At 41.1% G+C, this 17,667-nt stretch carries 16 protein-coding genes and 3 tRNA genes; all 19 read right to left on the bottom strand.

What is annotated here, in order from left to right:
* Positions 1-2: 2 nt before the first annotated feature.
* Positions 3-551, bottom strand: coding sequence for a phosphoribosylglycinamide formyltransferase (gene purN / locus LIZ08_RS05905; RefSeq protein ID WP_155169918.1), 549 nt, complete (start codon positions 549-551; stop codon positions 3-5).
* Between the two features lie 184 nt (positions 552-735).
* On the bottom strand, positions 736-1,758 hold the full coding sequence (gene purM / locus LIZ08_RS05900) for a phosphoribosylformylglycinamidine cyclo-ligase (RefSeq protein WP_023920029.1): 1,023 nt from the start codon (positions 1,756-1,758) through the stop codon (positions 736-738).
* Between the two features lie 30 nt (positions 1,759-1,788).
* A complete protein-coding gene (gene purF, locus LIZ08_RS05895) occupies positions 1,789-3,228 on the bottom strand; it encodes an amidophosphoribosyltransferase (protein WP_003009289.1) in 1,440 nt (479 codons plus the stop codon).
* Between the two features lie 12 nt (positions 3,229-3,240).
* The gene (locus tag LIZ08_RS05890) at positions 3,241-6,966 is read right to left on the bottom strand and encodes a phosphoribosylformylglycinamidine synthase (RefSeq protein WP_227038467.1); all 3,726 of its coding nucleotides are present in this window, start codon (positions 6,964-6,966) and stop codon (positions 3,241-3,243) included.
* A gap of 211 nt (positions 6,967-7,177) precedes the next feature.
* Positions 7,178-7,885, bottom strand: a complete 708-nt coding sequence (purC, locus tag LIZ08_RS05885; protein WP_049475212.1) for a phosphoribosylaminoimidazolesuccinocarboxamide synthase — start codon at positions 7,883-7,885, stop codon at positions 7,178-7,180.
* A gap of 150 nt (positions 7,886-8,035) precedes the next feature.
* On the bottom strand, positions 8,036-8,284 hold the full coding sequence (locus LIZ08_RS05880) for an acyl carrier protein (protein ID WP_024054589.1): 249 nt from the start codon (positions 8,282-8,284) through the stop codon (positions 8,036-8,038).
* Positions 8,285-8,287: 3 nt separating this feature from the next.
* Positions 8,288-9,283, bottom strand: a complete 996-nt coding sequence (gene plsX, locus LIZ08_RS05875) for a phosphate acyltransferase PlsX (protein ID WP_049473290.1) — start codon at positions 9,281-9,283, stop codon at positions 8,288-8,290.
* Positions 9,280-10,059, bottom strand: coding sequence for a DNA repair protein RecO (recO, locus tag LIZ08_RS05870; protein WP_227038466.1), 780 nt, complete (start codon positions 10,057-10,059; stop codon positions 9,280-9,282). Before recO ends, plsX begins: the two co-directional genes overlap by 4 nt.
* Complete coding sequence (locus tag LIZ08_RS05865; protein WP_227038465.1) at positions 10,043-11,224, bottom strand: pyridoxal phosphate-dependent aminotransferase; 1,182 nt, start codon at positions 11,222-11,224, stop codon at positions 10,043-10,045. The genes recO and LIZ08_RS05865 overlap by 17 nt, the downstream gene beginning before the upstream one ends.
* Before the next feature lie 154 nt (positions 11,225-11,378).
* Complete coding sequence (gene srtB, locus LIZ08_RS05860; RefSeq protein ID WP_070590596.1) at positions 11,379-12,230, bottom strand: class B sortase, LPKTxAVK-specific; 852 nt, start codon at positions 12,228-12,230, stop codon at positions 11,379-11,381.
* An 89-nt stretch (positions 12,231-12,319) separates the two neighbouring features.
* Positions 12,320-12,982 (bottom strand): LPKTxAVK-anchored surface protein, encoded by a 663-nt coding sequence (locus tag LIZ08_RS05855; protein ID WP_227038464.1) that lies wholly within the window; start codon positions 12,980-12,982, stop codon positions 12,320-12,322.
* A 279-nt stretch (positions 12,983-13,261) separates the two neighbouring features.
* Positions 13,262-13,402, bottom strand: a complete 141-nt coding sequence (locus tag LIZ08_RS05850; RefSeq protein WP_176745968.1) for a hypothetical protein — start codon at positions 13,400-13,402, stop codon at positions 13,262-13,264.
* A gap of 48 nt (positions 13,403-13,450) precedes the next feature.
* Positions 13,451-14,425, bottom strand: a complete 975-nt coding sequence (locus LIZ08_RS05845; RefSeq protein WP_227038463.1) for a ribose-phosphate diphosphokinase — start codon at positions 14,423-14,425, stop codon at positions 13,451-13,453.
* Positions 14,426-14,605: 180 nt separating this feature from the next.
* Complete coding sequence (pcsB, locus tag LIZ08_RS05840) at positions 14,606-15,847, bottom strand: peptidoglycan hydrolase PcsB (RefSeq protein WP_227038462.1); 1,242 nt, start codon at positions 15,845-15,847, stop codon at positions 14,606-14,608.
* A gap of 93 nt (positions 15,848-15,940) precedes the next feature.
* The gene (mreD, locus tag LIZ08_RS05835; RefSeq protein ID WP_227038461.1) at positions 15,941-16,441 is read right to left on the bottom strand and encodes a rod shape-determining protein MreD; all 501 of its coding nucleotides are present in this window, start codon (positions 16,439-16,441) and stop codon (positions 15,941-15,943) included.
* Between the two features lies 1 nt (position 16,442).
* Positions 16,443-17,261, bottom strand: a complete 819-nt coding sequence (gene mreC / locus LIZ08_RS05830; RefSeq protein ID WP_227038460.1) for a rod shape-determining protein MreC — start codon at positions 17,259-17,261, stop codon at positions 16,443-16,445.
* Positions 17,262-17,323: 62 nt separating this feature from the next.
* Positions 17,324-17,411, bottom strand: a tRNA-Ser gene (locus tag LIZ08_RS05825).
* A 4-nt stretch (positions 17,412-17,415) separates the two neighbouring features.
* A tRNA-Ile gene (locus tag LIZ08_RS05820) sits at positions 17,416-17,489 on the bottom strand.
* A 37-nt stretch (positions 17,490-17,526) separates the two neighbouring features.
* A tRNA-Gly gene (locus LIZ08_RS05815) sits at positions 17,527-17,597 on the bottom strand.
* Positions 17,598-17,667 lie beyond the last annotated feature (70 nt).

Raw genomic sequence — 17,667 nt, 5'->3', positions numbered from 1 at the left:
CCTTATTTTCGTGCTACTCCCAAACGTTCCAAGACTTCTGGATAGAGCTTGTACTCTGTTTCGTGGATGCGAGTTTCGAAAGTATCAAGGGTATCACCTTCAAGACGTGGCACACGGACTTGTTTGATAACCTTACCAGTATCAACGCCAGAATCCACCCAGTGAATGGTCACACCGCTCTCAGCAACGCCTGCATTCCAAGCATCCTCAATACCATGAGCACCAGGGAATTCAGGGAGATAAGCCGGGTGAATATTGATGATACGGCCTTCATAAGCTGCTAGCAAGGTTGGACTGACGATTTTCATATAGCCGGCCAAACAAACTAGGTCAATCTGGTGCTCATCCAAAAGTTTGACAATAGCTTCTTCATAAGCTGCTTTATTGTCAAATTCCTTGAGTTCAAAGGCATGACTCACCACGCCAAGGTTTTTGGCACGTTCTAAGACATAGGCATCCCGGTGATCGGAAAAGACAAATTCTACTGGAAATTGTTCCGCAATCACCTGAAAGTTTGAGCCGTTGCCAGAGGCAAAAACAGCAATTTTCATATTCGATACAAAGGGACGTTTCGGCTAGCCGAACAGTTTCGTAGAAAAATAGGAAATCATTGCTGGGTGCTTGCACACAAAATGATTTCTCTTTTTTCCTAGAAAATGAGTCCCGTGTTCAGTTAGGCTAGCTAACTAAACACTCCTTTCTACAATTTCTCCGTATAAAATGGTGATATCACCATTATTTAATCACCACACTTGCGCCATCTTTCTTCACAATCCGACCAATTTCATAAACAGGTTCGTCAAGAAGTTCTTTGACACGTTCCACATTTTCTGGTTTCACTGCAAGCATGAGACCAATTCCCATGTTGAAGATTTCAAACATTTCTTCATGTTTGATTTGGCCATATTTTTCAAGGGCTTTGAAAATTGGAAGAACTGGCACTTTGCTTTCATCAATTTCAGCAGCCAAGTCATCTGAGAACATACGTGGTACATTTTCGATGAAACCACCACCTGTGATGTGAGCAATCCCATTCACCAATTCTTCTTTGATGAGTGGCAAAGCTGCTTTGACGTAGATACGAGTTGGTTCCAAAAGAACGTCTTTAAGTTTCTTCCCTTCCAATTCTGGGAGAACTTCTTCACCTGTGTAATCTGCAAAGACACGACGAACAAGTGAGTAACCATTTGAGTGGATTCCGCTTGAAGCAAGTCCAAGAATCACATCCCCTTTAGCTACTTTTGAACCGTCGATGATTTGAGATTTTTCTGCAACACCGACAGCAAACCCAGCCAAATCATAGTCATCTTCACCATACATGCCAGGCATTTCAGCTGTTTCCCCACCGATAAGGGCTGCACCAGCCTGCACACAACCTTCTGCAACACCAGCAACGACTTGCTCTAATTTAGCAGGTTCATTTTTACCAGTTGCGATATAGTCAAGGAAGTAAAGGGGCTCCGCACCTGCAGCGATGATATCGTTAACACACATAGCGACACAATCTTGACCGATGGTATCGTGTTTGTCGTACTTGATGGCAAGCATCAGCTTAGTACCGACACCATCTGTACCTGAGATCAAAACGGGCTCTTTGACACCTGTTTTTGAAAGGTCAAACATGCCACCAAAACCACCAAGAGCTCCCATGACACCCGCACGTTCCGTACGAGCAACGTGTTTTTTGATCCGTTCAACAACTTCATAACCTGCTTCAACATCCACACCAGACTGTGCATAAGCATTTTTATTTGTCATTTGTTTCATTCCTTTTCTTTTGCACTGCTCTTAATAGAAAGAAGTATGTTCTTTCAAACTTTCCACATAGCGTTCTTCGTAGTCATACAAAGGCGTTGGATATTTTCCATCAAAGTAAGCTACACAAAGACCGCCATTTGGAGCATCTGTATCAATTCCAATAGAATCAATCAAGCCATCGATTGACAAATACGTCAAGCTATCTGCACCAATGATATCGCGTGTTTCCTCTACTGTGTGATTGGCAGCAATCAATTCCTTACGTGTTTGAATATCGATCCCGTAGAAACATGGGTAGGCAAGGGCTGGGCTACCGATTGCTACGTGGACCTCTGTAGCTCCTGCTTCTTTCAATAACTTCACAATTCGACGTGATGTTGTCCCACGTACGATAGAATCATCAATCATGACAACCCGTTTGCCTTTCACGACACCGGATACGGCAGAGAGCTTCATCCGAACCCCTTGCTCCCGTAGTTCTTGTGTTGGTTGAATAAAGGTCCGTTGGGTATATTGGTTTTTAATCAAGCCCATTTCATTTGGTAGGCCAGATTCTTCCGCAAATCCCATGGCTGCGCTAAGTGATGAATTAGGTACACCGACCACAATATCTGCTTCATGTTTGAATTCACGTGCCAATTGAGCCCCCATACGTTTACGGGCTGTATGGACATTGACCCCTTGGATATTGGAGTCTGGGCGAGCAAAGTAGATATACTCCATTGAGCAAACAGCCAATTGGGTGTCCGTTGTATAGTTATCGTAAGTGATGCCGTTATCATCGATGATCACGACTTCACCCGGATTTACATCCCGAATCCACTCTGCTCCAACCACTTCAAAGGCACAGGTTTCAGATGAAACCACGATAGCTCCGTTGGCCATTTTCCCAATCGAAAGAGGACGGAAACCATTTGGATCCAAGGCCGCAATCAGCTTATCTTCCAGCATGAGAAGGTAAGCAAATCCACCTTTCACCGTATTCAGGGCTTCTTTCACCTTACCCATGAAAGAAGGGTTGTGGCTCCGACGAATCAAGTGGGCCAAAATTTCTGAGTCAGAAGTTGAGCTAAAGATCGCCCCGTTATTTTCCAACTCCCGTTTGAGGGACTTGGCATTGGTCAAATTCCCGTTGTGAGCCAGTCCAAACTGGGTATCATGAAAGCGAAAGAGGAAGGGCTGGATGTTATCCACCGAAGCTTCCCCAGCTGTCGCATAGCGAACATGGCCAATCGCTCCCGTCCCCGTCAACTTATCCAAGTTAGCAGGATTTCGAAATACTTCTGAGAGAAGCCCCGTGTCACGATACCGTTTTAGTTGACCCGCATCATTTGAAAGGATCCCTGCCCCTTCTTGACCACGGTGTTGAAGACTGTGTAATCCGAAATAAGTCAGTTTTGCAGCATCTGGGTGTCCCCAGATCCCAAAAATACCACATTCTTCATTAAGAGATTTAACTTCGTATGTCATTTTGTATACCTTTTATTTTCCAGTAAAGTATTGAACTGCTGATGCAAAGAGATGTTGGTCTTTATTTCCTGGAATATTTTGGAAGAGTCCGTCTTCGAAACGTTCTGAGTGTCCCATCTTACCAATAATTTGACCGTTCTTGCTGGTGATACCTTCAATCGCATTGACAGATCCATTAGGATTGTATTTTGAATCCATGCTTGGTTTACCTTCGAAGTCAACATATTGGGTAAAGATTTGACCATTGTCACGAAGCTCTGCAAATTCCTCAGCTGTCACGACAAATTTACCTTCACCGTGTGATACTGGGATGGCATGGATGTCACCAACTTTTACTCCGGCAAGCCATGGTGAGTTGGTGTTGGCAATCCGTGTTTCCACCATCTTAGCCACGTGTTGGTTGGCATCATTGTAGAAGAGGGTTGGACTCGTGCTGCTTGCATCTTCAAAGTTACCGTATGGAAGAAGACCTGATTTAACAAGAGCTTGGAATCCATTACAGATACCGATGATCAAACCACCACGTTCGATGAAGTGATCGATAGCTGCACGTACTTTTTCATTGAGCAAGATGTTCACGATAAATTTAGCTGATCCATCTGGTTCATCGGCTGCTGAGAAGCCACCTGCAAAGAAGATAATGTTGGCTTTTTCAATGTTGTCAACCATGGTGTCAACAGACTTGACAATCGCTTCTTCATTCAGTGTGACAAATGGTACCAAGTTGACTTTTGCACCTTCTTTTTCAAAGGCCTTAGCTGAATCGTACTCAGAGTTAGTACCTGGGAATACTGGGATGTAAACCACTGGTGTATCAACTGTTTCTTTAGCTTTGATCACAGCATCTGATGCTACAGCAGGTACTTCTTCCAACTCAGTTGCCTGTGCAAATTCCGTTGGGTAAACCTCTTCCAATTTACCTTGGAAGGCACTGTCAAGTTTGTGTCCATCAAGCGTTACACCATTGACAGTAAGTGTAAAGTCAGCTACTGTTTCTCCAATTTTGGCAACACCTGCAATTTCTTCAGGCGATGTGAAGATGAATCCACCCAATTGAGCTGTCAAGCTAGTGTCAAGGTCAGCTAATTCGACGTTAGCACCAATATGGTTCCCAAATGTTGCAAGTGCAAGAGCTTCAAGGACACCTCCATATTTGACAGCTGATGCAGATGTGACTTTATGATTAGCTTGGATGGCTTCAAATTGAGCAAAGTTAGACTTGATGAGATCGAAGTCGATTTCTTGTGCTAAAGCTTGACCTGGAATATAGTAAATATTTTCACCAGCAGTTTTAAATTCTGGAGAAAGAACTTTACGACTATCTGCTGTTGTCACCCCAAAAGCAACCAAGGTTGGTGGTACTGTTAATTCTTCAAAGGTACCAGACATAGAGTCCTTCCCACCGATAGATGGCAAACCAAGTTGAATCTGAGCTTCGATGGATCCAAGAAGAGCAGCTACTGGTTGACCAAAACGCTCTGCTTGTTTATCCATACGCTCGAAATATTCTTGGTAAGAGAAACGAGCCTTAGACCAGTTTGCACCAGCAGCTACTAAACGAGCTGTTGCTTCGATGACCGCATAAGCAGCACCATGATATGGAGACCATTCTGCTACATAAGGGTTGAATCCTTGTGCCATTACTGATGCAGTATGAGTTACACCATGTTGGACTGGCAATTTCTGTACAGAAGCTTCCGTTGGTGTGATTTGGTAGCGACCACCAAGTGGGTGATTGACTGTTGAACGACCAACTGAGCTATCAAAGATGGTTTGTAACCCTTTTTGACTGGCATGGTTCAGATCAGCCAAGACTTCAAGAGTATCCGCTTCAAGTGTTTCAGCAGATGTTTTACGTTCTTCTGGAAGCTTGACATCCTTGTCAACCACCTTAGCATCTACAACCACACGTACACCGTTTGTATCAAGGAAACGACGTTCCAAATCAACGATGGTTTCACCATTCCAGTGCATGACAAGATTTGGTTTTTCAGTTACTGTTGCAACGACAACAGCATCAATATTTTCTTTGTTACATGCTGCGACGAAGGCATCTACATCTTCTGGACGAACCACTACAGCCATCCGTTCTTGAGATTCTGAGATAGCAATTTCTGTACCGTTCAAACCTTGGTATTTCAATGGCACTTTGTCTAGATCAATTTCAAGACCATCTGCCAATTCACCGATCGCCACACAGACACCACCGGCACCAAAGTCATTTGATTTCTTGATCAGACGGGTCACTTCCCCATTACGGAAAAGACGTTGAATCTTACGTTCTTCGATGGCATTCCCTTTTTGAACTTCAGCACCAGCTGTTTCAACAGATTCAACCGTTTGAACTTTAGAAGAACCTGTCGCACCACCGACACCGTCACGTCCAGTCTTACCACCGAGCAAGATAATCACATCACCAGCTTCAGGTTTTTCACGGACCACATTTTCCTTAGGAGCCGCACCGACAACAGCACCTAGCTCCATACGCTTAGCAACGAAACCTGGGTGGAAGTATTCACGGACATAAGTTGTCGCAAGACCAATTTGGTTACCATATGAAGAATAACCATGAGCCGCTGTTTTAGAAATCACTTGTTGTGGCAATTTACCAGCGCGAGTCGCTGAAATTGGAGCTGTAATATCACCAGCACCTGAGATACGCATAGCTTGGTAAACGTAGGAACGACCTGACAATGGGTCACGAATGGCACCACCGATACAAGTAGCCGCACCACCAAATGGTTCAATCTCCGTTGGGTGGTTGTGTGTTTCATTCTTGAACATAAGAAGCCATGGTTCTTTGACACCATTGACATCCACTTCAATTTCAACTGAGCAGGCATTGATTTCATCAGACACTTCCATGTCATCCAAACGACCATTAGCACGCTCATAACGGCCAAAAATAGTCGCCATATCCATCAAGGTTTGAGGTTTTTCTGTACGTCCCAACTCATCACGCATGGCAATATACTTGTCATAAGTCGCTTGCAATTGTTTTTCAAATTTAGAAGCTGAGAAATCGATGTTTTTCAACTCAGTCTCGAAAGTCGTGTGACGGCAGTGGTCAGACCAGTAAGTATCCAACACCTTCAACTCAGTCTCAGTTGGCACACGTCCAATAGACTTGAAGTAATCTTGAATGAAAAGAAGGTCATCCACTTCCATGGCCAATCCTTGCTCAGCCTTATACTGTGCAAAATCTTCTGCCGTATAAGTTTCAAAGAAATTCAAACTTGGAATGGTCTTGTCAGACTCAGAGAAATCCTGTTTCGCAATGCCAACAGTGATGTCTTTGAAACGAGAATCCACTGGGTTCAAGAGGTAGTTTTTGACAGCTTCCAACTCATTCGCATCAATATCCTTGTTAACTAAGTACAGTTGCGCTGTGTTCACCGTTACATCATTTGAACTACCAAGCAAAAGCAAAGCTTCTTGTGAAGATGCCGCACGTTGGTCAAATTGACCAGGCAAACTTTCGATCGCAAAGAAAGCATGCTTCTCAAGATCAGCCTTAACCGCAGCTTCATCCAAAACAGTATCGGTCACTTGCTCAGAGAAGATGTGTTTTTCCGCACGCGCAAACAAGTCCTCTGCCAAACCAAAAACATCGTAAACCTGAACAATCCGAAGATCCTTCAAGGTTTTCAACTGAAGATTATGCTGTAATTCTTTTACTAAAGAGTCCGATTTCACACGAAAATCAGCTTTTTTCTCAACGAAAATACGTTTATCCATTTTATTTCCTTTATCTATTTCTACTTAAAGATTGTAGTGAAGACCAAGTATTCTATTTGTAAAAGGCTACTTCAATCCTTGCAATTTTTCTAATACAACTTCATAAACATCTGTCAAGCTACCAAGGTCACGACGGAGTGAAAAGGTCTAGTAGACCTTTTCAGCCTGAGTCCTTTTACTTGAAAGACGAAGGTTTTCCGTTTCAAAAAGATTACTTCAAGCCCTGTAATTTCTCCAACACAACCTGATATACATCCGTTAAACTGCCCAAATCTCTACGAAAAACATCCTTGTCCATATGGTGCCCTTCAGCATCCCAAAGGCGGCAGTTATCTGGAGAGAATTCATCTGCCAAGATGATCTTGCCATCCTTATCAAAACCAAATTCCAATTTGAAGTCAATCAAGCGAAGACCAATTTGTGCAAACCAATCTTTCAGCAATTCATTGATACGACGTGTTTCTTCCTTGATATAGGCAATTTGCTCATCATTAGCAATATCCAAAAACTTCACATGCTCATCATTGATGAATGGGTCATCCAACTCATCGTTTTTATAGTAAAATTCAACAATTGGAGTTTTCAAGTCCAAACCTTCTTCCACGCCAAACCGTTTAGAGAAAGAACCCGCCGTCACGTTACGAAGAACAACCTCCAAAGGAATAATTTTCACTTTCTTGTTGAGTTGTTCAGTATCAGAAATACGTTCGATAAAGTGAGTAGCTACTCCCGCAGCATTCAATTTTTCAAAAATAAGAGACGAAATCTGATTATTTAGCACACCTTTTCCCTTAATAGTCTCCTTACGAGCCCCATTTAGCATGGTTGCCTGGTCCTTATAGACCGACTTAATCACATGTTCGTCCTCAGTAGTATAGATATCCTTAGCTTTTCCAGTATAAATCAGTTGATTGGTCATGACTTTGTTCGCCTTTCGTATTTTATCACCTTCATTCTATCACATACAAAGTGTATTTTCAATAAAATTCCGTACAATATAAGCAGAATCCGAATAAAAAGGACAGAAAAAAAGATCATCCAGAATAATCTCTGAACGATCCCTTTTTCATTAGTGACCAGCAGTTCGTTTTTCGATATAGTCGACAACATCCCCTACTGTGTTAAATTCATCAATAGCCTTGTCCGGAATCTCAATTTGGTATTCATCCTCAAGATTGATAATAAATTCCATCAATTCAACAGAATCCGCCTGTAAATCCTTACGTAAGTCAGATTCCAAAGATACTTGAAAGTCTGGTCCCTTGCGATCTTTGAGAAATTCCTCAATAGTAGCTAAAATTTCGTTTTGTTTACTCATACATTACCCTTCCTTCGATAATTCCTTCACTGATTTTCCAACAACATCTGTCTCTAACATGGTCCGAATCTGACGAATCGTGCTATAGACAGCTTTGGCATCACTCGAACCATGCGTTTTAACAACAGGTGCTTGAAGGCCAAACAAGACCGCTCCTCCAACATCTGAGAAATCCAAGGTTTGCTTCAATGATTTCAAACGGTCCTTGAGCAGAAAAGCTCCCAATTTCGCCTTCCAGTTTCCAGTGGCAATCGCTTGTTTCAATTGCTTCAAGATTCCAAAAGCCGTTCCTTCCATCGTTTTCAAGACAGCGTTTCCCGTGAAACCATCCGCCACAACGACATCAGCAACGCCATCCATCAAGTCACGCGCTTCCACGTTTCCAACAAAATGAATCGACTCATCCTCAGATAACAATTGGTAAGTTTCCTTGCGCAAAGGATCTCCCTTACTAGCTTCTGTCCCATTATTCAATAGACCCACGCGTGGTTTTTGAATCCCACGAACATTTTCCGCGTAGTAAGACCCCATCACAGCATACTGATGCAAGTGTTCCGGTGTATTTTCCGCATTAGCACCCAAATCTAACATGTCATACCCACGACCATCAACCGTTGGAAGTGTCGACATCAAGCCAGGTCGTTCCACCCCTTTGATGCGGCCAACGATAAAGAAACCAGCCGCCAATAGCGCACCTGTATTTCCCGCAGATAGCATGGCATCGACCTTACCATCCTTCACATCCTTGGCAGCTAAGACCATCGAAGCCTGTTTTTTCCGACGAATGGCCCGCGTTGGCTCATCATCTGAATCGATTTTTTCTTCCGTATGCACAATCGATACACGTTCTGTTGCGGTTAAATAGTCTTTGATTTTTGCCTCATCGCCATATAAGACAATCTCAATATCATCAAAATCACGAATGGCTTGATTCACGCCTTCAACCAAGGCTTGAGGTGCATTATCGCCCCCCATTGCATCTACTGCAATTTTTTTCATGTTTCACCTCCAGATGAATCTTTCATAATCGCTCCCCAATCACTCAAGGAATCGATAAACTTTTTAGCTTTTAAATGGATCCCTACATACTCCTCATACAACTGATCGATTGCCTGACGTAGAGCTGCTTTCATCTCCGCTTGTAGGGAAATCGACTCTAACCCACTGAATCGTACTGCTTGAAACTGATCCAATAAATAGAGAGCATTTGGATGCCAGTGAGCGCGTCTCTCATCCTGATCATAGTGATCCGGACAAAGAACCCCACTATACCGAAAAGAGTAATCAAAAGGAAGTCCAACCCGATGACAGAAACAGCATTCATGCAGATTCAAGATAACTCCAAATCGTGATAGAATCTGAATCTCAAAAATATTGGTCAAAACCTCATAATCCAGTCCCTCTTCCATCAAAGACAAGGTCTTTTCCAAAAAAGCAAACAGGGCTGGATCCACCTGATTATCCTGAATACTTGCATCCGCAAGCGCCAGAACATAGGTCGCATAAGAAAGGGCAAAAAGATCTGCATTAATTTTCTTATAAACCTGCACATCTTGAAAATCATCAATATAACTCAACCCATCATCATTGATTTTCAACAACATATCTGCCGTTACCAAAGGTTGCAACATGGGATTCAACCGTGATTTCCCCGCATGTTTCACAAAAAACATCCGCTTCCCTGACTTCTCCGTGAAGATTTTGACCAGCTTGTCATCCTCACGAAATTCCCGATTATACAGCACAATGCCCCGGGTCTCAATTGACTCCAGCATGTTCTTCCATATACTCCTTCAAGCGTTTCATAGCTTCCTTGATAACCTCCATGCTGGCTGCATACGACAAACGCACATAACCTTCGCCATATTGACCAAAAGCAGCACCAGGAATGAAAGCAACTGCTTTTTCACGCGCAAAATCTTGTAAGAAAGCAAAGGAATCCTGATTGTAACCAGCTGGGATTTTAGCAAAAATATAAAAGGCTCCATCTGGTTTAATCATCTCAAACCCAAGCGCGGACATCTTTTCAATAATATAATCCCGACGCTTCACATATTCCTTCTTCATTGGTTCCGCATCATCCCGACCAGCAGTCAAGGCCTCAATCGCAGCATACTGGTTCATCGTTCCAGCAGCCGTTACCAAATACTGATGACTCTTGATGAGTTGGGCCGTCAATGCAGCAGGAGCAAAGATAAAGCCAAGTCGCCAGCCTGTCATGGCATGAGACTTAGACAAACCATTAATAACAATAGTCTGCTCAGGAATGAAGGATGCCATAGAGACATGCGCTTCTCCAGTATAAGTCAGCTCTGAATAGACTTCATCACAAATCACAAAGACTTCATATTTTTTTAAGACAGCAGCCAATTCCGCCATCTGCTCACGCGAATAAGTGACACCCGTTGGATTAGCAGGATAATTGAGAATAACAGCCTTCAATTTTTCACCCTGCTCTAGAATCGCTTTTTCCAACTTTTCAGGAGTCAAGACAAAACGATCTGCTGTCGTATCAATTTCGACAACCTCCGCCCCAACCAAATTCACAATGGGTTCATAACCAGGATAGGCTGGCGCTGGGAGTAGCACTACATCTCCAGGTTCCAAGATTGCTGTCAAAGTGGCAGATAGGGCTTCAGTTGCACCGATCGTCACCAATATCTCATCTTCAGGACGATAGTGAATACCATATTTATCCGCCACAAACTGACTCGCAGCCTCACGCAAAGCCAGCAAACCACTCATCCCAGTGTAATGGCTAAAATTCGCATCAATGGCAGCCTTTCCTGCTTCTTTTACATGTTCAGGAGTTGTAAAATCCGGTTCCCCCAAAGTCAAACGCAAGACACCAGGAATGGAAGAAATTGATTGATCGAACTGACGAATCAAAGAAACTTCGATCCGATTCAGATTTTTATTAAAACGTTTCGTTAAATCCATAGAACACCTCCAAAACACTTATATTCATTATACTATAAATAGGACCCCATCGCAAAAGAACAAGCCAGATCCCCATCTTTTGCTCACTATCAAAGGACATTTCAACAATCCTTCCATACAAAAAAGACTTAGCAATGCTAAGTCTTTCAAGTCATTATTGTTGACCACGTGTTGCCACATATGTCAATTGATCTGCATGTTTTGCCACAAAATCCTTCATTTCTGAATCAGGAATTTGACGAAGGTAGAGGTTTGCACGAATCGTTTCATCCTCTTCGCGACAAGTTGACAATACCAAGTATTTATCAGATGCTTTGATTTTAATATTTGGATTCTTAGTTTGACCATCTTCATAGACCTTCTTCAACTGAGTCGTAAAGTCTTTGTCGTCCTTAAAGCTAGTACGATAGAAAGCAGTTGTTTCAGGAACAATGACCAAGCACATAGCTTCATAATAATACTTGCGCTCAGGTGTCTCAATGACAACATACGGGTGTTGATCAAAGTAATCTTGTTTGTCATAGTAGTTGACATCGTTAAACATACGATGATCACCAACCTTACTACCACGAGCATGACCAAACAACCAGGTCAAACGGTCACTGAAATCTTTCTTATTATCTGTATCCATGAAGACAGTACCCAAATATGGTTGATAACCACCATCAAACGTTTTATCTAAGTAGGTTGCATTATCACCAGTTTGTACAACAGGTTCATCCAATTCAGTACCCGGTGCGTAGACATAAGCGATTGCTTCAGGGTTCACAGAAGTTAATTGGGCAAAACGATTCTTTAAGTAATCTTTTTCTTCTTGACTAGGTTCATACTTCACAGCTTGGGTAGAAGAACTACTTCCAGAAGTTCCAGTTTTCTTAGCCGTATTAGAGGCCTTTCCACCAAATGGATTGAAGAATAGGAATCCAACTACAACCACAACGACTGCCGCAAAGGCAGCAATTACGAAACCTAATTTATTTGACTTTTTTTCTCCAGCTCTTTTCATTCAATCGATCTCCTCAAAATGATTTTATCTAAAAAATAACACTGAGCCCAAGGACTCAGTGATATTTTTATGAGCTAATTAATTAGAAATTATTTAACTGCGCTAGTTTTTGGAAGTGATTTTTCACCAGCTTTTGCAGATGAAGCCATACCGTCTTTACCAGCTTTAGCTGCTTTAGCTGCTTCTGCTTTTTCTTCAGCTGCTTTAGCTGCTGCTTTAGCAGCTGAAGATGCTGGACGCAATGAACCACTAATTGCAGTAGCGTAGAATCCGCTAGGAGTGTTAGCTCCAGCTTTAACCTGAACATCTACCAACCATTTAGTTCCATCATGTGGGTTTGTAACTTCGATTGTTTGAACACCTTCTTCAGTACGGAAAGTACCATGTTGGCTACCATTCCATAGGTCAAGACCTTGAGTGAAATATTCAGGTGCTGGAACAGCAGTTAATTCTTTAGATGTATCAGCAAATTTGTTTCCATCGTAGTTTGCAGTAGAAACATCACCTTTTTTATCAACTGGAGTACCTTTGCCGATAGATGGGTCAACTTGAGTAGCACCTGGGTGTTTTTCTGTAGCTGAAGATGCTGGTGCGGCTGGAGTTGCTTCACCTTTAAGTTCACTTAAAGTAGGTGTGTCTCCACCTTTTTCAGTTTTATAAACTGGACGTCCTGTAGTATCTGCTGCGAATGCTGGAGCTGCTGCTGCAAATACTGCAAGAGCTGCTACTGATGATAATAAAACTTTTTTCATTGTTTTATCTCCTTTTATAGTTTAAAAATATTCGTTACTTCGTAACTATGACTAGTATACTAGGATATATTTCTGTTGTCAAGAGTTTTTATCAATTTTTTTAAAAAAAATTAAGATTTCTTTCTATTTGATCCCTAAAATTATGAATTAGAGATATATTATACTCATCTATTAGAATTTTTCGGTTTTTGGACACTTTTACTCAATCGTTTCTCTATGAAATAGACAGAACTTCCCTGATTTTACCAGTTCCCTCTTCTTTTCCACTCCAATTATTTCCTATTTTACCGCACGATTTTTGGGTAGAGTCTTCTTCGGTATACTTGGATCCACCTTGTTTTCTAGTTTTTGAGCCGCTCGAATTAGTTCTTTTCGCTTCTTTTCTTTTTTTAGCGCTTGCCACCATTGTCTGATTCCCATTTGTATTTCCTCCTAAACAAAAGAGGCTGTTTTTCAGCCTCCTTATTGTTAACATTTTTTGGCATTTCCGATTTCAAACAGAGGTGAAAGAGGACGATTTTCATGAATGCGAACAATAGCCTCAGCAAGGAGTTTCGCAATCGAAATTTGCTCAATCTTATCAATCAAGCAATCTTCCGGTAGATAAATCGTATCCAATACCACCAACTTCTTAATGGCTGATTTTTGAATGTTGTCCATCGCTGGACCTGATAAAACTGGGTGCGTACAGCTTGCATAAACCTCTACAGCTCCTGCTTCAGCAAGGGCATCCGCCGCATGACAGATTGTACCAGCTGTATCAATCATATCATCAATCAAAATACAAGTTTTACCTTCAACACTCCCAATGATATTCATCACTTCACTCGTATTCATCTTATCGACACTCCGGCGTTTATCAATAATCGCAATCGGAGTCTTCAAAAATTCAGCCAATTTCCGAGCACGAGTCACACCACCATGGTCTGGACTGACAACAACATAGTCTTTTCCAATCATCCCACGACGTTCAAAATAGTCGGCGATCAAAGGCGCACCCATCAAGTGGTCAACAGGAATATCAAAGAAGCCTTGAATTTGAGCAGCGTGCAAATCAATTGTCAAGAGACGATCAACTCCAGCAACCTCAAGCATATTAGCTACCAACTTAGAAGTGATTGGTTCACGAGCCCGAGCTTTCCGGTCTTGACGAGCATAGCCGTAATACGGCATCACCACATTAATAGATTGCGCACTAGCTCGTTTCAAGGCATCTACCATAATCAAAATTTCCATAAGATTATCATTAACCGGTGAGCTAGTGGATTGCAAAATATAAACATCTTTCCCACGGATTGATTCTTCAATATTAACCTGAATTTCTCCATCAGAAAATTGACGAACCGTTGACTTTCCAAGCGGTAGTCCCATTTCGCGAGACACACGTTGAGCCAATTCTTGATTTGACGACAAAGCAAAGAGCATTAAATCAGAAAATGACATGATTTCCTCCAGTAAAATCTAAAAACCATATTGTACAGTCAGCACAAATTTCTCCTGTAAACATTTTATCGCTTTTTAAGCAAATATTCAAATATTAATTTATGGAAAATACAAAATCCAGCTCTACCGACAATCTTTCACAAAAAGAAGCAGAACAAATGTTCTGCTTCTTTTTAATTCTTAGTTTGGATAGATATAAGTAACAGTACCTTGAGCTGTTGTTGGGTTAAACCAACCACGGTAGTTACCAATACTACGGATACCGTTATAGTTAGATTCAGAAACTTGGATACTTGTTGTAGATTGAACAGCTGTAACGACTGCTACGTGTCCATATCCACCATCATTCCAACATGCAATAGCACCAACTTGTGGTTGAGATCCTGTACGGAATCCAGCAGCCGCTGCACTTGCAGCCCATTGACCACCGTTGCCCCAGTAATCGCCAGCCCATGGAGCCAATGTCTTCGCACCCCATGTACATTCACCAACTGGATAAGATGATGCAGATGTACTATAAGTTGGACGAGAAACAGTTGCTGCTGGAGCTGCTGCTGCTTGAGTTTGAACAGCAGGTTGAGCTGCTGCTTGAGTTTGTGCAGCCGCTGGTGTTGCAGCAGGTGTTTGTGCTGCTGCCTGAACTTGTGCTTGAAGAGTTGTATTAGCAGAAGCTTTTACAGCTGCTTGTTGTTCTTTTTGTTTTGCACGGTAAGCTGCCTCAGCTGCTGCCGCTGCTGCCGCTGCTTTTTCAGCTTCAGCTTTTTGTTGCAACAAAGCGTTCTTTTCGTTTTCAGCAGATGATTTTTCAGCTGCCAAATTCAATTGTGCCACTTTCAACTCAGCTTCTTTAGTTGACAAAGCTTGCGCATCATCTTCTAATTGCTGTTTATTTGCAATAACAGTATTGATAGCGTCGTTGTTTTCTTTTTGTTTTTGTGCAATATCTTCTTTATCACGTTTTTGCTCTTGCAACATTTTGTTGTTAGCATCTGCAATTTCATTCATAGCAGAAATACGTGAGATAGCTTCTGTCAAAGATCCAGAGCTAACAATCGCATTAATATAGCTTGTTGCAGTCCCAGTTGTTTGAGCACTACGTGCTTGATTTGCAAGAGATTCTTGACGAGCTACAATATTTTTTGACAACTCATCGATCTCAGCTGACAATCGTTCAGATTCTTCATTCAAACGGTCATTTTCAGCTTGAAGATTTTCTTGTTGTTGTTTAATTTCAGATACTTGACCTTGGATTTGATCTACCTGAGCTTGTGCACTTTGTTGTTGTTGATTAATACTATTGATTTTGTTATCTTGAGCAGCAATCTTATCATCTGTTGAGTCAGCTGATACACCAGCTACGACAGCACCTTGTGATAAAGCAACTGTACTCAATAAGATTGTGGCAAATAATTTTTTCTTCATTAGATAAATTTTCCCTTTCTAATAAGACACTAACTAGTATAACAAATTTTTTTAAAATTTATATTACGCTATTGTTACATTTTTATTTCGAGTTTATAAATAAATCTTTTCAAGTAAAGGCTGTAATACTATTAATAGAAGCACATTCAAAATTAAACTTGGAAAAATTTGGTAAATAATTAGTGTAATCCAGTTAAATTTTATGCCGATAAAAAGAAATAAAAGAAGATTTGTTAAAATCTGAAATAATAGAATTGTTAATAAAAATGTAAAAAAACGAGTCAATCGATTGACCAAAATAATCTGATTACACCGATAAAAAATCACCTGTAGTAAAGGCAATACTAAGAAGGCAATTCCTAGAGTGTGTAAAAAATACACATCAAAACAAAAACCGAAGAAGACTCCCCACCAAATACTAGCTATCTCAGAGAAATAGAGACTCAATAACATAAAACCATATAAAAATAAAAATGAAGTAGGTTCAAAGGAGTTTGGAAAGAAACGAGAAATAAGAAAAGAGATCTGCCCGTCAACAAATAAAGATAAGAATAAGATTAAAGGGAAAAAATGGTACTTACGTATGACTTTCACACTACTCTCCAATCAATAGTACATAACGATTGACATCTAAATTAGCCTTTGGTTTCACACGAATTTCTTGCCCTAACTGATCAGATGCCTTTTGAGTAGAAGTCACTGTACCAAGAGGTAAGTCACTACTCTTATATTTTCCTAAACCACTTGTTGAAACCAGAGATCCTTTTTTAATTTCAACTGGATCTCCAATTTGCAACAACCGAAACTCACCTGTCTTCTCGTCATAACCATTTAATAAAGCAAAAATAGATTGACCTTGACTCTCAATTTTAAACGTCAGGTGTTGTGAAGAAATAGTATCTTCGACTAATAATTTCACTTTACTAGAATTTTTCTCTACACTTTCTACCACACCAATGACGCTACTAGATGAAAGAACAAACATAGAATCAGAAATTCCATCTGAACTACCTTTATCAATAACAAATTCCTGATCCCACGAACCATAATTACGGTCAATAATCTCACTAACGACTTGTTTAGAACCCGATACAGAATTCTTGATTGACATCAAATCCTTTAATTCTCTATTTTCTGATTCCAAACGGCTAAGCTTTGACTGATCAATATCCTTTTGATAAAGACGTGATTTTAACGAACGGTTTTCATCATTTAATTCAGATAAATTCTTTAAATCCTTTGCCTTAGATTCCACAACAACAAATGGTACCGATACTGCCTTATCAACAATGGATAATAGATCAGAAGATTTTAAAACAATCGAAGTTCTAACAGATGGAAAAAGAAATAAAATTCCTGAAACAGTTAAAACAAACACAAAACTAAAAATTTTAAAGAATCGATTCAAGAACATAGACAAAACCTTCAAAAATATAAAAAATAGTTTGAGATGACATCTCAAACTTGGAAATTATACGGAGAATGGGGGATTCGAACCCCCGCGCCGGTTACCCGACCTAACGATTTAGCAAACCGTCCTCTTCAGCCTCTTGAGTAATTCTCCAAAATGGGCACGAGTGGACTCGAACCACCGACCTCACGCTTATCAGGCGTGCGCTCTAACCACCTGAGCTACGCGCCCAAGTTAAAAAACTTGGTAAAAATGAACAAAAGTTCAAAGCGGGTGACGAGAATCGAACTCGCGACAACAGCTTGGAAGGCTGTAGTTTTACCACTAAACTACACCCGCTTATTATTAAAAGAAATGGCGCGAGACGGAATCGAACCGCCGACACATGGAGCTTCAATCCATTGCTCTA

Source organism: Streptococcus sp. 210928-DFI.4.42, assembly GCF_020554365.1.
In the GTDB taxonomy this organism is placed as follows: Bacteria; Bacillota; Bacilli; order Lactobacillales; family Streptococcaceae; genus Streptococcus; species Streptococcus parasanguinis_S.
Note: the sequence above shows the minus strand (reverse complement) of the source record. Positions and strands in the feature narration are given on the sequence as shown.

Coding starts and splice junctions, on each gene's coding strand:
- recO (WP_227038466.1), bottom strand. CDS start 10,059: ATGCTGGAGTCAATTGAGACCCGGGGCATTGTGCTGTATAATCGGGAA.
- purF (WP_003009289.1), bottom strand. CDS start 3,228: ATGACATACGAAGTTAAATCTCTTAATGAAGAATGTGGTATTTTTGGG.
- LIZ08_RS05880 (WP_024054589.1), bottom strand. CDS start 8,284: ATGAGTAAACAAAACGAAATTTTAGCTACTATTGAGGAATTTCTCAAA.
- LIZ08_RS05890 (WP_227038467.1), bottom strand. CDS start 6,966: ATGGATAAACGTATTTTCGTTGAGAAAAAAGCTGATTTTCGTGTGAAA.
- LIZ08_RS05855 (WP_227038464.1), bottom strand. CDS start 12,982: ATGAAAAAAGTTTTATTATCATCAGTAGCAGCTCTTGCAGTATTTGCA.
- mreC (WP_227038460.1), bottom strand. CDS start 17,261: ATGTTCTTGAATCGATTCTTTAAAATTTTTAGTTTTGTGTTTGTTTTA.
- pcsB (WP_227038462.1), bottom strand. CDS start 15,847: ATGAAGAAAAAATTATTTGCCACAATCTTATTGAGTACAGTTGCTTTA.
- srtB (WP_070590596.1), bottom strand. CDS start 12,230: ATGAAAAGAGCTGGAGAAAAAAAGTCAAATAAATTAGGTTTCGTAATT.
- plsX (WP_049473290.1), bottom strand. CDS start 9,283: ATGAAAAAAATTGCAGTAGATGCAATGGGGGGCGATAATGCACCTCAA.
- purN (WP_155169918.1), bottom strand. CDS start 551: ATGAAAATTGCTGTTTTTGCCTCTGGCAACGGCTCAAACTTTCAGGTG.
- purM (WP_023920029.1), bottom strand. CDS start 1,758: ATGACAAATAAAAATGCTTATGCACAGTCTGGTGTGGATGTTGAAGCA.
- LIZ08_RS05850 (WP_176745968.1), bottom strand. CDS start 13,402: ATGGGAATCAGACAATGGTGGCAAGCGCTAAAAAAAGAAAAGAAGCGA.
- purC (WP_049475212.1), bottom strand. CDS start 7,885: ATGACCAATCAACTGATTTATACTGGAAAAGCTAAGGATATCTATACT.
- LIZ08_RS05865 (WP_227038465.1), bottom strand. CDS start 11,224: ATGGATTTAACGAAACGTTTTAATAAAAATCTGAATCGGATCGAAGTT.
- LIZ08_RS05845 (WP_227038463.1), bottom strand. CDS start 14,425: ATGTCATTTTCTGATTTAATGCTCTTTGCTTTGTCGTCAAATCAAGAA.